18 protein-coding genes are annotated in these 15,387 nt (G+C 60.9%); 9 read left to right on the top strand and 9 right to left on the bottom strand.

Annotated features, from left to right (window positions below):
- Positions 1-42: 42 nt before the first annotated feature.
- Together KKO72_RS04035 and KKO72_RS04030 are read right to left on the bottom strand one after the other, a co-directional pair.
- The gene (locus KKO72_RS04035) at positions 43-849 is read right to left on the bottom strand and encodes a DUF2145 domain-containing protein (protein WP_214935693.1); all 807 of its coding nucleotides are present in this window, start codon (positions 847-849) and stop codon (positions 43-45) included.
- Between the two features lie 48 nt (positions 850-897).
- Entirely contained in the window at positions 898-1,266 is a 369-nt protein-coding gene (locus tag KKO72_RS04030) for a hypothetical protein (protein WP_214935691.1), read from the bottom strand.
- 218 nt (positions 1,267-1,484) lie between these two features.
- Between KKO72_RS04030 and ugpB the strand changes: the two genes are divergently transcribed.
- The 5 genes from ugpB to ugpQ all read left to right on the top strand — a co-directional run bounded on the left by ugpB (position 1,485) and on the right by ugpQ (position 6,442).
- Positions 1,485-2,789, top strand: a complete 1,305-nt coding sequence (gene ugpB, locus KKO72_RS04025; protein WP_214935689.1) for a sn-glycerol-3-phosphate ABC transporter substrate-binding protein UgpB — start codon at positions 1,485-1,487, stop codon at positions 2,787-2,789.
- Between the two features lie 52 nt (positions 2,790-2,841).
- The gene (ugpA, locus tag KKO72_RS04020) at positions 2,842-3,723 is read left to right on the top strand and encodes a sn-glycerol-3-phosphate ABC transporter permease UgpA (RefSeq protein WP_214935687.1); all 882 of its coding nucleotides are present in this window, start codon (positions 2,842-2,844) and stop codon (positions 3,721-3,723) included.
- Entirely contained in the window at positions 3,723-4,574 is an 852-nt protein-coding gene (gene ugpE / locus KKO72_RS04015; RefSeq protein ID WP_214935685.1) for a sn-glycerol-3-phosphate ABC transporter permease UgpE, read from the top strand. The genes ugpA and ugpE overlap by 1 nt, the downstream gene beginning before the upstream one ends.
- 63 nt (positions 4,575-4,637) lie before the next feature.
- The gene (locus KKO72_RS04010; protein ID WP_214935683.1) at positions 4,638-5,666 is read left to right on the top strand and encodes a sn-glycerol-3-phosphate import ATP-binding protein UgpC; all 1,029 of its coding nucleotides are present in this window, start codon (positions 4,638-4,640) and stop codon (positions 5,664-5,666) included.
- Positions 5,663-6,442 (top strand): glycerophosphodiester phosphodiesterase, encoded by a 780-nt coding sequence (ugpQ, locus tag KKO72_RS04005; protein ID WP_078364110.1) that lies wholly within the window; start codon positions 5,663-5,665, stop codon positions 6,440-6,442. The genes KKO72_RS04010 and ugpQ overlap by 4 nt, the downstream gene beginning before the upstream one ends.
- Here ugpQ and KKO72_RS04000 read toward each other — a convergent pair.
- Positions 6,428-6,697: a hypothetical protein gene (locus KKO72_RS04000; protein WP_214935886.1), complete on the bottom strand. Its 270-nt coding sequence runs from the start codon at positions 6,695-6,697 to the stop codon at positions 6,428-6,430. The genes ugpQ and KKO72_RS04000 overlap by 15 nt on opposite strands.
- A 70-nt stretch (positions 6,698-6,767) precedes the next feature.
- On the opposite strand from KKO72_RS04000, the gene hemA reads away from it, so the two are divergent.
- From hemA to KKO72_RS03980, 4 genes are all read left to right on the top strand, one after another.
- Positions 6,768-8,027, top strand: a complete 1,260-nt coding sequence (gene hemA / locus KKO72_RS03995) for a glutamyl-tRNA reductase (protein ID WP_214935681.1) — start codon at positions 6,768-6,770, stop codon at positions 8,025-8,027.
- Between the two features lie 172 nt (positions 8,028-8,199).
- A complete protein-coding gene (prfA, locus tag KKO72_RS03990) occupies positions 8,200-9,294 on the top strand; it encodes a peptide chain release factor 1 (RefSeq protein WP_214935679.1) in 1,095 nt (364 codons plus the stop codon).
- Positions 9,295-9,365: 71 nt separating this feature from the next.
- Positions 9,366-10,208 (top strand): peptide chain release factor N(5)-glutamine methyltransferase, encoded by an 843-nt coding sequence (prmC, locus tag KKO72_RS03985; protein ID WP_214935677.1) that lies wholly within the window; start codon positions 9,366-9,368, stop codon positions 10,206-10,208.
- Positions 10,138-11,124 (top strand): NAD(+)--dinitrogen-reductase ADP-D-ribosyltransferase, encoded by a 987-nt coding sequence (locus KKO72_RS03980; RefSeq protein WP_251140435.1) that lies wholly within the window; start codon positions 10,138-10,140, stop codon positions 11,122-11,124. Before prmC ends, KKO72_RS03980 begins: the two co-directional genes overlap by 71 nt.
- Positions 11,125-11,136: 12 nt before the next feature.
- Here the strand turns inward: KKO72_RS03980 and KKO72_RS03975 are convergent, their stop codons facing one another.
- From KKO72_RS03975 to anfK, 6 genes are all read right to left on the bottom strand, one after another.
- Positions 11,137-11,871, bottom strand: coding sequence for a glutamine amidotransferase (locus tag KKO72_RS03975; RefSeq protein WP_214935675.1), 735 nt, complete (start codon positions 11,869-11,871; stop codon positions 11,137-11,139).
- 14 nt (positions 11,872-11,885) lie between these two features.
- Positions 11,886-12,074: a DUF362 domain-containing protein gene (locus KKO72_RS03970; protein WP_214935673.1), complete on the bottom strand. Its 189-nt coding sequence runs from the start codon at positions 12,072-12,074 to the stop codon at positions 11,886-11,888.
- Between the two features lie 9 nt (positions 12,075-12,083).
- A complete protein-coding gene (locus tag KKO72_RS03965; protein WP_214935671.1) occupies positions 12,084-12,599 on the bottom strand; it encodes a pyridoxamine 5'-phosphate oxidase family protein in 516 nt (171 codons plus the stop codon).
- 13 nt (positions 12,600-12,612) lie between these two features.
- Positions 12,613-13,113: a hypothetical protein gene (locus KKO72_RS03960; RefSeq protein ID WP_214935669.1), complete on the bottom strand. Its 501-nt coding sequence runs from the start codon at positions 13,111-13,113 to the stop codon at positions 12,613-12,615.
- Positions 13,113-13,925 (bottom strand): Fe-only nitrogenase accessory protein AnfO, encoded by an 813-nt coding sequence (gene anfO, locus KKO72_RS03955; protein ID WP_214935667.1) that lies wholly within the window; start codon positions 13,923-13,925, stop codon positions 13,113-13,115. Before anfO ends, KKO72_RS03960 begins: the two co-directional genes overlap by 1 nt.
- A 69-nt stretch (positions 13,926-13,994) precedes the next feature.
- Positions 13,995-15,383 carry a Fe-only nitrogenase subunit beta gene (gene anfK / locus KKO72_RS03950; protein ID WP_214935665.1) on the bottom strand — a complete coding sequence of 463 codons (1,389 nt, stop codon included), beginning with the start codon at positions 15,381-15,383 and terminating at the stop codon, positions 13,995-13,997.
- Between the last annotated feature and the right edge of the window lie 4 nt (positions 15,384-15,387).

Raw genomic sequence — 15,387 nt, 5'->3', positions numbered from 1 at the left:
ATGCCCTACTGGCGGCGCGGCGGTGCGCCCGAACCCCGGGGCTCAGTCGGGCAACACGGTCAGCACCACGGTGCTGGGGTCATACTTGCTCAGGTACGCGGCCACTTTTTCGAAGGTGGCGGTCAAAGGGGTGCCCGCCGGGTGGTCCGAGGTGGACACTTCCTTGCTGAACATCGAGCCCAGCATCAGCTTGAACGGGTTGACATTCACAGGCTGCGCGGTGAAAAACGCTTTCTCGTTGGCCTTGATCACCTTGATGTCGCTGGTCTGGTAAATCGCGGCGTTGGTGACGTCGAGCACAAACTCGGTGCAGTTCTGACGCCCCAGCGTGAACGGGTTGGCGATCAGCGAGTAGTGCGGCTCATGCAGCGCCTTGTAGGTAGGCGAAGCGATCACCTCGAGCAAACGGGCCTGCAGCTCGGCCGAGGGCACGATGATGCCGGCTTCCAGATGGGCCACACCGGCAAAAAAGTCCACCGGAAAGTCCTGCACCAGGTCACTGACATCGGGATGGGCGTCTTGCTGGTAGAGGTTGTACATGGCGTAGCCGGGCACTTTGCGGCCATCGCTGGTGGTGATTTCGGAGTAGACCGCAAACGCCACGTGGGTGAAATGCATGCCCTCGGGCAGCTCCGACACCGGGCGACCCATGCGGGCCACGATCGCCACACGCGCCCCTTTGGCGGCCAGCGTGCGCTCCACTTTCTTGGCAAAACTGATCACCTGTTCGGGCTTGAAGTGCAGCTCTTCACCTGCCTGGCTGCTGCCAGCACTGAAACCCGCAGCCCAGATCGGGGAAGCACATACCGCTGTCAGCCACAGCGCCCACACACGCAAAAATTTCAACATATCAAGATTCCACAAGTATTGAACAAATCATCCGCCCGACACGCGTTGTCAGAGGCTCGGGCTCTTCGGTTTGAGGGCCTCTTTGGGCGAGATCACCGTGATCGACTCGTCGGTGACCTCAAGCGGTGTGCCAATCGGTGCGGTCGCAGCACGCATGGACTGATTGGCCGAGCCGGCGCTGGCGCCGCCCACCGAACCGGCCACCACACCCGCAGACATCAGAGGGACCGCCAAAGCCGCCGAGGTCAACTGGCCAGAAGCCACCAGACTGTGGCCCGCACTGGCGCTGGCATGGCCGCTGGCTGCTGACCCATTGTTGAGCGCCTGCGCCGCTGGGGAGTTGCCCTGTGCCAGCGCCACCGTGGTGCTGGCCAGCAGCACCAGACCCGTGTTGAGAATTCGCAAAAAAGAAACCATGTCGTGACTCCTGTCGACGTGAACGAAGCTGCGTGTGACCCCACACCCCACGCCGCCACAAACCCATAAATTATGCGCCAGCCTCCCCCTGAGAAAACCCTGATGCCCGGCGCTGCCAAATCTGCGTCTAATCGATCACAACGCGGGCTGCCATCGTTTTGTCACCGAATGGTCATTTGGCTTACTTATCCTCCCGCCTTTCACTTCAAGGAGATCGCATGAAAGTAAAACTTGCAACGGCGGCTTTGGCGGCCATGCTGGCGGTATCGGCCCATGCCGTGACTGAAATCCAGTGGTGGCACTCCATGACCGCTGTCAACGGAGAATGGGTCAACGATCTGGCCAAGAATTTCAACGCCAGCCAATCGGACTACAAAATCGTCCCGACCTACAAAGGTCAATACGATGAGTCCATGACAGCTGCCGTTGCCGCCTTTCGCGCAGGCAACGCCCCCCACATCCTGCAAGTGTTTGAAGTGGGTACAGCCACCATGATGGCCAGCAAAAACGCCATCGTGCCGGTCGCCAAGGTGATGAAGGATGCCGGGCAAAAGTTTGACCCGAAGGCTTACATTTCTGCCGTGGCAGGTTACTACACGGCGCCCAGCGGTGAAATGTTGAGCATGCCGTTCAACAGCTCCACCACCGTGTTTTATTACAACAAGGATGCGTTCAAGGCAGCCGGACTCGACCCCAACAAGGCGCCGAGCAGCTGGCCGGAAGTGGCTTTGGCCGCAGCCAAACTCAAGGCCAGCGGTCACGCCTGCCCCTTGACACTGGCCTGGCAAGGCTGGACCCAGCTCGAGAGTTTCTCGGCCTGGCACAACGTGGAGTTCGCCACCAAGTCCAACGGTCTGGGCGGTCTGGATGCCCGCATGAAGGTGAATTCACCTCTGCATGTGCGCCACATCGATAACTTGGCCAACATGGCCAAACAGGGCCTGTTTGTCTACAAGGGCCGTGCCAACGTGCCTGAGGCGACCTTTGTCTCGGGTGAATGCGCCATGATCACCACCTCCAGCGGTTTCTACGGCAATGTGAAGAAAAACGCCAAGTTCAACTTTGGCTTGGCTCCCCTGCCCTATTACCCTGATGTGCCGGGTGCGCCGCAAAACACCGTGATTGGTGGCGCCAGCCTGTGGGTCATGGCGGGCAAAAAGCCTGAAGAATACAAAGGCATCGCCAAGTTCTTCAGCTACATCTCCAGCCCAGAAGTGCAGTCCGCCAGCCACAAACGCACCGGCTACCTGCCTATCACCACGGCGGCCTTTGAGCTGACCGAAAAATCGGGTTTCTACAAGGAAAACCCGGGCACCGACGTGGCGCCCACCCAGATGATCCGCAAGGTGACGGACAAGTCACGCGGTATCCGCCTGGGCAACTATGTGCAGATTCGCACCATCGAGGACGAAGAACTTGAACAAGTTTGGGGCGGCAAGAAGGGCGCCAAAGAGGCCCTGGATGGCATCGTTAAACGTGGCAACGAGTTGCTGGAACGTTTTGAGAAAGCCAACAAGTCCTGATCCGCGCACTCACGCCGAACCCATGATGACGCGACTTTGAGACGGACCTGCCATGGACAAGCGCGTCTTTTTTCGTTCCCGATGGCTGCCCTGGGTGCTACTGGCACCCCAGGTGGTCGTGATTGCACTGTTTTTTTTCTGGCCAGCCGCCCAGGCCTTGCTGCAATCGGTGCAGCAGTCTGATGCGTTCGGCACCTCGGTCGAGTTTGTCGGACTCGACAACTTCCGCAACCTCTGGAACGACGAGACCTACCTGGCCTCGTTCTATACCACCGCCATTTTTTCGAGCCTGGTGGCAGTGGCGGGTATCAGTGTGTCGCTGGGGCTGGCGGTGTTTGCCGACCGCATTGTCAAAGGCGCCCTGATCTACAAAACCCTGCTGATCTGGCCCTACGCGGTGGCTCCGGCTGTGGCTGGGGTGTTGTGGCTGTTCATGTTTGCCCCGAGTGTGGGGGTGGCGTCGTACTGGCTGCAGATGCTGGGCGTGGACTGGAACCACCTGCTCAACAGCCGCCACGCGATGACCCTGGTGGTGATGGCGGCGGTCTGGAAACAGATCTCTTACAACTTCCTGTTTTTTCTGGCGGGTTTGCAAAGCATCCCCAAGTCCTTGATTGAAGCGGCAGCCATTGACGGCGCGCGGCCCTGGCGCCGCTTCTGGACGATGGTGTTCCCGCTGCTCTCACCCACCACCTTTTTCCTGCTGGTGATCAACATCGTCTACGCTTTTTTCGACACCTTTGCCATCATCGATGCCGCCACCCAGGGCGGCCCGGGCAAAGACACCGCGATCCTGGTTTACAAGGTGTACTTTGACGGCTTCAAGGCGATGGACCTCGGAGGCTCAGCCGCCCAGTCGGTGGTGCTGATGGTGATTGTGGTGGCACTCACGGTCATTCAATTCCGTTTTGTTGAGAAGAAAGTGAACTACTGATGGTTGAACGCCGCCCCTTTTTGACGCTGCTGTCACACGCGGTGCTGGTGCTGGGTGTGCTGGTGGTGGCGTTTCCGCTGTACCTGACTTTTGTGGCTTCCACCCAGACCTCACAGGCCATTGTGCAGGCCCCGATGCCGCTGTTGCCCGGCAGCCACCTGATAGAGAACTACACCGCTGCGCTCAACGGCACTGGCGGTGGCTCGGGTGGCAAGGCGCCAGTGGCGCAGATGATGACGGTGAGCTTGATCTCGGCGCTGATCATCTCGCTCGGCAAAATTGCCATCTCGCTGCTGTCAGCGTTTGCCATTGTGTATTTCCGCTTTCCGTTTCGCATGTTTTTCTTCTGGGCGATTTTTATCACCCTCATGCTGCCGGTAGAGGTGCGCATTGGCCCAACCTACAAGGTGGTGTCTGATCTGGGCATGCTCAACAGCTACGCCGGGCTGACCATCCCGCTGATTGCCTCGGCCACCGCCACCTTTTTGTTCCGCCAGTTTTTTCTGACCGTGCCCGAAGAGTTGGTGGAGGCCGCACGTATGGACGGCGCCGGGCCGATGCGGTTTTTCTGGGACGTGCTGGTGCCGCTGTCCAAAACCTCGATTGCTGCGTTATTTGTCATCCAGTTCATTTACGGCTGGAACCAGTACCTGTGGCCACTACTGGTGACCACCAGCGAAGACATGTACCCAGTGGTAATTGGCATCAAACGCATGATTTCCGGCGGTGACTCCGAGATGCAGTGGAACGTGGTCATGGCCACCGCCGTTCTGGCCATGCTGCCGCCTGCGCTGGTGGTGGTCTTGATGCAGCGGTGGTTCGTCAAAGGCCTGGTGGACACTGAGAAATAACAGGCTTGCGGGACAGCCCAGGTTTGCAGAATAGATAGGCGTTACCGCCAACTAAAAAACAGTATGGCATCCATCACACTAAAAAACGTTCTCAAACGCTACGGCGTCGGCAAAAGTGCCAACCAGGTCATCCACGGCGTCAGCGCGGACATCCATGACGGCGAGTTTGTCGTCATCGTCGGCCCCTCGGGCTGCGGCAAATCCACCTTGCTTCGCATGGTCGCCGGGTTGGAGGAAATCAGCGGTGGTGAGATTGCCATTGGCAACCGCGTGGTCAACGATCTGGAGCCGTCCGAGCGCGACATCGCCATGGTGTTCCAGAACTACGCGCTGTACCCCCACATGACGGTGTTCGACAACATGGCCTATGGCCTGAAGATTGCCAAGGTGCCCAAGGACGAGATCCGCGCACGTGTCGACAAGGCCGCAAAAATTCTCGAAATTGGCCCGTTTCTGAACCGCAAGCCACGTGAACTCTCGGGTGGCCAGCGTCAGCGTGTCGCCATGGGCCGCGCCATCGTGCGTCAGCCGCAGGTGTTTTTGTTTGACGAACCCTTGAGCAACCTCGACGCCAAGTTGCGCGCCCAGACCCGCCTGGAAATCCAGAAACTACACCGCGAACTCGGCATCACCTCCTTGTTTGTCACCCACGACCAGGTCGAGGCCATGACGCTGGCACAGCGCATGATGGTGATGAATGCCGGGGTGATGGAGCAGTTTGGCACACCCGAAGAGGTTTACAACCGCCCGGCCAGCACCTTTGTTGCGGCGTTCATGGGCTCACCCCCGATGAACCTGCTCAAGAGTGCGCCTGATGCCCCGCCCGACACCATTGTGGGCGTGCGCCCGGAACACCTGGACATCACCCCCAGCGGCTGGGCGCTGACCGTGGAAGCGGTCGAAATGCTCGGTGCCGAGCGCCTGACCTATGGCCGCTGGTTACATGGGCAGGCCGACGAACTGGTGATTGTCCGCACCGAAGAGGCTTGCGCGGCGCCCGAATTGGGGCAAACTCTGTGTGTGACACCCCGGCCCGGAAAAATTCACCACTTTGACGCTGCCACCGGCAAACGCAAGGACCTTGGCGCATGAAAACCACCCCACACGACCACCCCTGGCCTTACCCACGCTGGATTGCTCACCGTGGCGCTGGCAAACTCGCGCCAGAAAACACCTTGTCTGCCTTCCGCACCGGTGCCGCCCACGGCTACCGCATGTTTGAGTGCGACGTGAAACTCAGCGCCGACGGTGTACCGTTTTTGATGCACGACGACACCCTGACCCGCACCACCAATGCGGGCGAGGCGCTGGGCACCGGCTTGAGCGCCGTGGGTGGTGAGCATCCCTGGAGCACCCTGTCGCTGCTGGATGCGGGCAGCTGGCATTCACGCGCGTTTGTGGGCGAACCCCTGCCCACCTTTGAAGCGATTGCCCGCTACTGCCGCCACAACGGTTTTGACTTGAACATCGAGATCAAACCCACCCCCGGCACCGACTACCACACCGGCCAGGTGGTGGCGCAGCATGCGGCGCGGCTGTGGCATGGCGCGGCGGTGCCGCCTTTGCTGACCTCGTTCGAGGTGCCCGCACTGGAAGGTGCGCTACAGGCCCAACCCGAGCTGCCGCGGGGTTTGCTGCTGGAAAACCTGTGGGATGGCTGGCTGGAAACCGCTCTGCGGCTGGGTTGTGTGGCGATTGTGTGCGACCACTGCCTGTGGGATGTGGTCACCGTGGCCCAGGCGAAAACCGCCGGACTGCGCACCCTGAGTTACACCGTCAACGACGACGACAACGTGCAAAGGCTGCTGACTTTGGGCACCGACGCGATCATCACCGACCGGGTCGAGCTGTTCTCACCGGCGCGCTAACAAGCACTGGGTGCTGGCCAGCACCAGCACCAACGCCAGGTAGGTGAGCATCTTGCCGTCTCGCCCAAACAACACCAGGCCGGCCAGCAGCACGCAGCAACCCACTACAAAATGAAGAGCTATCTGCCCAGATAGCGTGCGAGCTACAGCCCGTTTTCCCATCACAAAGCGGGCAAACACCGGCAACAACAGCGCCAGCCACAACGCGGGCGCCAGAAAGTTGAGGACATGGTTGATGGCGGCCAGAAAACCCATTAGCGTAGACAATTCGTCAATTTGAGTTGACACTTGTTGAAAATCATACAGTTGATTTTATAATTCCATCATGGCAGTCTGGGCTTTAGGCATCAATCACACGACCGCACCGCTCGATCTGCGCGGCCGGTTTGCGTTCGCCGTCGACCAAATCACCCCCACCTTACACGCTTTGCGCAGTGCCCTGAGCCGCCAGCCCGAGGCGGCCTTGATCTCCACCTGCAACCGCACCGAGATTTATTGCGCCTGTGAACAGCCACAGCTGCAGCACACCCTGGACTGGCTGGCCCACAGCGGCGGCGTCTCGCCCGAGGTGTTGCGTGCCCATTCCTACACCCTGACCGACGGTTTGGCCGCCCGCCACGCTTTCCGTGTAGCCAGCGGGCTGGACTCGATGGTGCTCGGTGAACCCCAGATTCTGGGCCAGATCAAGGACGCGGTGCGTGCTGCCGAGGCTGCCGGCTCGCTGGGCACCACGCTGAGCCAGATGTTCCAGCGCTCGTTTGCGGTAGCCAAAGAGGTGCGTACCTCCACCGAGATCGGCGCCCACTCCATCAGCATGGCAGCCGCCGCTGTGCGCCTGGCCAGCCAGTTGTTTGAAAACCTCAACGAGGTCAAAGTGCTGTTTGTAGGTGCGGGCGAAATGATCGACCTGTGCGCCACCCACTTTGCTGCCAAAAGCCCCAAAAGCATGGTGATCGCCAACCGCACGCTGTCGCGCGGTGAAGAGTTGGCCAGCAAGTTTGGCGCAGAGGTCATGTGCCTGGCGGACCTGCCGGACCGCCTGCATGAATTTGACGCGGTGGTGAGCTGCACCGCCAGCACCCTGCCGCTGATCGGCCTGGGCTCGGTCGAACGCGCCTTGAAAAAACGCCGCCGCCGCCCGATGTTCATGGTCGACTTGGCGGTGCCGCGTGACATCGAGATCGAGGTCAAGGAACTCGAAGACGTGTACCTCTACACCGTGGACGATCTGGCTGGTGTGGTGCAAACCGCCCAGGCCAACCGCCAGGCTGCGGTGGCACAGGCCGAAGCGATTGTGGACGCCGGGGTACAGAGCTTTTTGCACTGGGTTGACCAGCGCAGCACCGTGCCGCTGATCCAGGCACTCAACGCCCAGGCCGACGCCTGGCGCAACGCCGAGATGGCACGCGCCCGCAAACTGCTGCTCAAGGGTGAAGACATCGACAGCGTGCTCGAAGCCCTGTCCAAAGGCATCACCCAGAAGATGCTGCATGGTGCCATGGCTGAACTCCGCGCCGGAGATTCGGCCGCACGTGAACGCGCCAGCGCGGCCGTCCAGCACTTTTTCCTGCGCAAAGAGCGTTAGCTGCGCTGGCCACAGCAGCCCGGGCAACGTTAGCCGTTGCCGCTCGCAGGCTGTTGACCCACGCGGCCTTGGCGGGCCTGATCTGCCTACCCAACAACCCACAGCTTGGATGCCGACCCATAGTCGGCAAGACAGCCCACCTGTTCCAAACGCTGCCCCTGACAAAGAACCCATGAAACCTTTTCTCCGCCAACAACTCGCCCGTTATGCCGACCGTCTGGGCGAACTTGAATTTTTGCTCTCGCGCCAGGACATCATGAGCGACATGGCCCAGTTTCTGGTGCTGTCACGTGAACACACCGACGTGGCAGCGGTGGCCAGCCGCTGGCTGCGTTACCAGCAGCGCGAGGCCGACCTGGCAGGCGCACAAGACATGCTCAAAGACGCGTCCGACGACGCCGAAATGCTGGCCATGGCGCAAGAAGAAATCGACGCGGCCAACGCCGAGCTGGCGCAGTTGGAAGCCGAGTTGCAACGCATGCTGCTGCCCAAAGACCCGGACGACGCACGCCCGGCCTTTGTGGAAATCCGCGCCGGCACCGGTGGCGACGAGTCCGCCCTGTTTGCCGCCGACCTGGCGCGTATGTACCTGCGCTACTGCGACCGCAAAGGCTGGAAACATGAGGTGATGAGTGAATCCGCCAGCGAGTTGGGCGGTTACAAGGAACTGGTGCTGCGCATCGAAGGTGACAACGTTTACGGCGCGCTCAAGTTCGAGTCCGGCGGCCACCGGGTGCAACGCGTGCCGGTGACCGAAACCCAGGGCCGCATCCACACCAGCGCCGCCACCGTGGCGGTGATGGCCGAGCCGGATGAGGCCGAGGCCATCAAAATCAACCCGAGCGACCTGCGCATCGACACCTACCGCGCCAGCGGCGCCGGTGGTCAGCACATCAACAAAACCGACTCGGCGGTGCGCATCACCCACCTGCCGACCGGCATCGTCGCCGAATGCCAGGACGGGCGCAGCCAGCACAGCAACAAGGCGCAGGCGCTCAAGGTGTTGACGGCACGGATCCAGGAAAAAGACCGCTCGGAACGCGCCGCCAAGGAGTCGGCCGAGCGCAAAAGCCTGGTTGGCAGCGGCGACCGCAGCGACCGCATCCGCACCTACAACTTTCCGCAGGGCCGCCTGACTGACCACCGCATCAACCTGACGTTGTACAAGCTGCTGACCATCATGGAAGGCGATTTGGACGACGTGGTGAACGCGCTGCAGGCCCACGAAGCGGCCGAACAGCTGGCAGCGCTGGAGCTCAACACCTGACATTTCATATGAAAAACCGTGCTCTAGTCCTTATCCAATAAGGACTAGAAGCTCTACAAATCATAGTATCCATGACACCCTCACCTGCTACCCTGGCGCAAGCGCTGGCTGATCTGCAACAGCGCGGCCTGGACCGACTGGACGCCCAGCTGCTGCTGCTGCATGTGCTGGGTCAACCCGTCACCCAGCGTGGCTGGTTGCTGGCGCACGACACCGACGCACTGCAGCCCACCCAGCAGGCCGAGCTACAAGCCCTGGCCCAGCGCCGTCTGGCCGGAGAGCCGCTGGCCTACATCACAGGCAGCAAGGCGTTTTACGGACTGGCGCTGCAAGTCAGCCCCGACGTGCTGGTGCCGCGCCCCGACACCGAGACCCTGGTCGACTGGGCTCTGGAACTGCTGCCCAGCAAAGCAGCACGTGTGCTGGACCTGGGCACTGGCAGCGGCGCGATTGCGCTGGCGCTCAAAGCCACACAACCGCAAATGGATGTCTGGGCCACCGACATGAGTCCGAAAGCACTCGCCGTAGCGCAAACCAATGCACAACGCCTGCAACTGGAAGTGACGTTTAACCAAGGCCCGTGGCTGGCTGCCCTGCCCGCTGGCACGCCCCGGTTTGATGCCATTGTCTCGAACCCACCCTACATCCCCGACCAAGATTCGCATCTGGCAGCCTTGAGGTTTGAACCGATTCAAGCATTGACCAGCGGCGCCAGCGGTCTGGATGATTTGCTGCAGATCATCAGCGCCGCCCCCGCGCACCTCCAACCCGGCGGCTGGCTGCTGCTGGAACATGGTTACGACCAGGCCCCTGCGGTGCGCCAACTGCTGACACAAAGCGGTTTTGACCACGTGCAATCGCGCTGCGATCTGGCAGGCATCGAGCGCTGCAGCGGCGGCTGCCTGGGCGCCTGATAAGCCAAGTTTTGCCCCCAACAGCGGTGGCATACTGGGCGGCATGCGCAGCCTGACCCGCGAAGCCCCAGCCACCCCAGAGCACGACCTGCCACCGGACGGGCAAGCCGCTGACAGCCCGGTGGCGTGGTATCGCGGCAACATGGTGGGGGTGCCCACCGACATCCTGGCCTCAACCGCCTTCAACCAACACCCGGTGGCGCTGCACATCCACGGCACGCGCGAGTCGCAAACCACACTGTTTCGCCATTTGGCAAGCTGCCAGACCCAGGAAGAAGCGGCAGAGGTATTTCAGTACGGCATGGCCCAGCAGTTTGGGCGCGATCAGGCAGACACGGATCACCCCATCCCGCTGCGCTACCACACCAGTTACCTGGATCTGCTGCGTGGCTGGGGCTTTGATGCCAACAGCCCGCAGGGCGCGGTGCTCAAAGGCTGGGTGGAGAGCCGCTTTGGCCTGATGCCGACCTTTCACAAAGAAACGCTGGGGCGCTTTCCGTCACCCGCCTGGGTGACCTATCTGGAAGAGAAGGTGCACAGCCGCTTCCACAACAACGCCATCAATTTCCAGCTCGACACCCTGTTTGAATATTGCCAGTGGAGCATCCGCCGCTTCGGCGAGCCCGGCCCGAGTCGCATTCGCCTCTGGCGCGGCACCAACAACCTAGAGGAACAGCTGGTGCACGGCGACCCGGCCAGCCACCGCTGTGTGATGCGCTTCAACAACCTGGTCTCGTTCACCGCCTCAGCCGAGCGCGCCGAAGAATTTGGCGACTGGCTGGTAGAAGTCACCGTGCCTGCCAGCAAAGTCCTGTTCCACCCCGGCCTGCTGAGTGAGCCGTTGCTCAACAGCGAGAACGAATACATCGTGATCGGTGGTAACTACACGGTGCGGGCGTGGCATGGGTATTTGTGAGGCTGGATGACGTCACCTGCTGCGTGTTTCATCGGATGACGCAAACGTCGTCACTAGCCACTGTTGCCACATCAGCGCCGCCTGCTTTTCCAGCAGCGGTGCATAGTGGGCAGACTGCTCGCGCAGCGCGGCCACACTGATACCCGCCTGCGATAACTCACACGCATGGCCGACATACCAACGCCGCAGCGACTGGGCTTGGGCTTCGGGGTGGAACTGCAGTGCCAGGGCATGCTGGCCCACAGCAAACGCCTGATGCGGGTAGAGCGCAGAACTTGCCAACAGGCGGGCGCCTGCTGGCAGGTCAAAGGTGTCGCCGTGCCAGTGCAGCACCTGTAGGCCGGGCTGAAACAGGGGTTGCAGCGGATTGTCGGCTGCTGCACCGTCCGGCGCAAACACGGGCATCCAGCCGATCTCCTTGCCGGATGGGCCCGGGTACACCTGGGCGCCCAGCGCGGCGGCCATGAGTTGTGCGCCCAGGCATATGCCCAGGGTGGGCTGCTGGCGGACGAGTCGTTCACGCAGCAACGTGATTTCTGCGGTGAGGAAGGGGTAGCTGGCTTGCTCGTAGACCCCAATCGGGCCACCTAACACCACCAGCAGGTCGGGGGCGTGCGGGTCAAGGCTGTTGAGGTCGGTGGTGATGGCGTCTCGGTAGTCGATGTGGAAGCCCGCCTGGCGCAACACAGCGTCGAGACTGCCCAGGTCTTCAAACGAGACGTGGGTGATGACCAGGGCCGTTTTCATGGGCCGGGTGCTGCTCAAGAAAAATCGATGCAGTTGGCGGGGCAAGCGTCCTGGCATTTTGGCAAGTCGTGCTCTTCACACTCGTTGCATTGGTCAGCGTTGACCACGTAAACCGCGCTTTTGCGGCTGATGGCCTGGTTCGGGCAGGCGCTAGCGCAGTCGCCGCAGGCGGTGCATTCGTCGGTTTTGATCTTCATCACCATGGTGTTCTCCTAAAGTCCGTGTTGTTTGCATTTCATCGAATGCACGTCGATGCGCAGAACGAAGGTCTTGGCGAGGTTGTCCTTCGGGTAGGCAAACTGCTTGGGGGTGAAGCGGGCCACGATGAGGTCCAGCGCACGGGTTTTCTCGGCTTCGTCTTGCAAAAAAGTGACCCGGCCAAAGCCGATCACGGTGCTGTGGCGGGCCTCAAAATCACAGGCCTCGTCCGCCTCGATGAACCCGGCCACCGTCGACACCTCAAAACACACTTCCGGGTTGGCCTGCAGGATATTGATCTTGCTGCCGGCCGTCGCGGAGTGGAAATACAAGGCGGCGCCGTCCCAGCCAAAGTAGACGGGCACCAAAAAGGGCACGTCGTTCTGGCTCATGGCCAGGTGCATCAGTTTCTCGCGCTGCAACACGCCGGATATCTCGGCAAAGTCGGTGACCTCACGCGCCTTGCGCCGCATGGGCCGATGGGCATGCGGGTGCGCGCCAGTGTGGGTTTGGGTTTCTACATGATTCATAGCTGATAACCCTTTATACATAAGGGCTAGGGTCGTTTTTTGTTGTGTACTCTGGCAAACTGGCGAGCATCTCTTGCAGTGACTGGCAGATCCACAAGCTGCGCTCGGCGTCCTCTGCCTCAGGCGTGCCATGGAAGTAGTCCTCCAGCGAGCAGATGCCAAAAATCTCATCGAGTCCGCGAATGGCGTCATGCAGCGCAGGTGAAAACGACACCAGCGATACCGCGTCGTCCATCAGGCTGCCAAAGTTGTGGTTCATCGGCATCACCTGGAAACGCGAGCACAGGGCCACCAGGTAACACTCGATGGCGACCGAGGCCACGTTGAAGACCAGACTCGGGCGCAGCCCATCCCGCGCGAATTGGCGGGCGCGCTCATGGTAGGCTAGCGCATCACGGTAACCATTCACATAACGCTGCTCGTCCGACTCAAACAGGCGCGAGCTGGGCTGGCTTTTGGCTGTTGAGGGCCGGGTGATGCCCGAGATCGGCACCGAAAAAACTTGCGTCGCCATCAGATGCTCTCCAGTGTGAGTGTCAGCCGCCCTGGCGAGGCGGGTGTGGGGGTAGTGCCCGTCAGGGCTTGCTGACGCTGCAGTTCCCGCGGGCAGGCCAGCTGTGGTGTTGGGCCAGCGCCCAGCAAACCCACTTTGCGGGCCAGCCCTTCGGGGGTGTTGCGAGCGTAGACAGTGACCCGCAAGCCCGCACTGGTGGCGTCAATGTCCTCGCTTTCGGCGCTCAAGTTCAGGCGCTCAAGCTCCCAGGACAGCCATTTCGGCAAATGGTCACACAGGATCTCCAGCTTGCAAAAACGACCACTGCTTAAGAAAGGAATCAGGATCTGGCGCGAGGTTTGCGCCGATTCGTGGGCCAGCGCCTCTTTGAGATCAATCCAGAAATGGCCCGCTTGCGGGTCCCCCACCCGCATCGGTGCCGGTGCCAGTTTGCCGGCCAGGTTTACCAACTCAAAGCGGCGTTTGGCTTCCTGCTCGGTCTGCTTCTGGCTGACCATGTCGAGCTGCTGCAAGAGCGGGCCTTCTGACTTCCAGGTGTGCACACCCAGCTCTTCTTGCAGCACCGAATAGATCATGCCGCGCACGTCGGCAGACACCAGCAGCGTGCAGTCACCCAGTTCGGCCCAGGCGGCGTGGATGGCTGCTTTGACCAGGGACAAGGGCATGTCAGCGTCTATTGCAAAGGCAATTTCTGCTGTAGCCCGCCAAACATCTTGGTCTTCTGCTATGTTTTTCTCATAAAGCCGCAGAAAGCCTGCCTCGTAGAGGCTGGCCACCTCGTCTTGGTGGTTCACATGGACGGCGATTTTCATGGTGGTTCCTGATCGTTTGGCCAAGGCACAGGCATGGGCGGCTGGCCGAGGCCTGTGCACCAGGTTTGGTCACCAGACGTTGAGGATCCACTCCTTGTTTTTCTTGTATTCCATGTCGCTGAACAAGGCGTTGGCCATTTGCTCGGCCAGCCAAGTGGCGCCCTCGTAGCCCACCACCGGGTAACGGCAGTGGCCCGCCCGGTCATAGACTGGAAAGCCGACCCGCACCATCGGGATGGCGTTGTCGATGGCGACAAAACGGCCCTTGGAGTGGCCCAGGATCAGGTCGAGCTCGAGGCCCTTGTTCTTGATCCGGTCTTCCAGCTCCCAGAAGTCGGCGTTGGTGATGACTTCCATGTCGAAGTCCACGTGGTCTTTGAGGGCCAGCAGGCGCGGGTCGGTCTTGTAGTTGGGGTTGTCGTCACCCAGCAGCAACAGCACCGGCTTCATCTCCAGATCCAGGCAGAACTCGGCCAGGCCAATCACCAGATCCGGGTTGCCGTAAATGGCGACCTTTTTGTCAGCCAGGAACATGTGGGTCAGATCGGTGAGCGCATCGAGCGCAATGCCGCGCTCCCGCACCAGTGACGCCGGAATTGGCTTGCCGGTCAAGGTTTTGAGGTTTTGCAGGAAGGTGTCGGTGTTGCGGATGCCAATCGGTGTCGGGCCGATGATGGCGGGCACATCCCAGCGCTTTTCGAGAAACTTGGCGGCCTTGCCGCCTTCGTAGCGGTTGAGTGCGATGGTGCCCTGGGCGTCGGCGGTGGCGGTCAGGTCGGCGATGGTGGTGCCGCCATGAGACACCGCGCTGCCATCAGGCATCAACGGGGAGTCAAAACTCTCAATCTCAAACAGCACATTGGCCTCGATGTCCATCACCGAGAGCAGGTGCTTGAGCGCCTTGACATCACCCGGGTTGACCCAGCCGGTCAGCAGGTTGATCTTGAGGCTGGGTTTGTCTTTCTTGGAGAAATACTTGACGAAGTCGTGCAGCGCCACGTCGTAACCGCTGACCATGCTGCCGACAAAGCTGGGCGTGTGGATCGGGATCAGATGCACCTCGCGGCCCGCGTATTTTTCCTTGAGCAGGCCCTCGTTGAGCTTGCGCACCACACCGTCCACATCGTCCCCGATGATTTCGGTGGAGCAGGTGGTGATGATCGGGATGATCTTGACGTTGGGGTAGCGTGACAGCAGCACGTCGACGCCCTCCTCCACCCGGCCGCAGGCGCCGAACACCGCGCCGTCCTCGTGCACCGAGGACGAGGCCAGCTCGAAGCTTTCCTTGAAATGCTGGGAGAAGATCAGGCGCACAAACATCACGCAGCCCTGGCCGCCGTGCACGATGCCAATGCAGTCCTTGACGCCGATGCTGACGAACTGGGCACCCGCTGGCTGGCAGGTGAAGATCGGGTTGACGGTGCCAAGGCGCGTTTTTTCTTTGATGTCGCAGGTCATGGTG

The organism is Rhodoferax sp. U11-2br (assembly GCF_018619435.1).
Classification (GTDB): domain Bacteria; phylum Pseudomonadota; class Gammaproteobacteria; order Burkholderiales; family Burkholderiaceae_C; genus Rhodoferax.
This window is presented reverse-complemented; position numbering and strand designations above follow the sequence as displayed.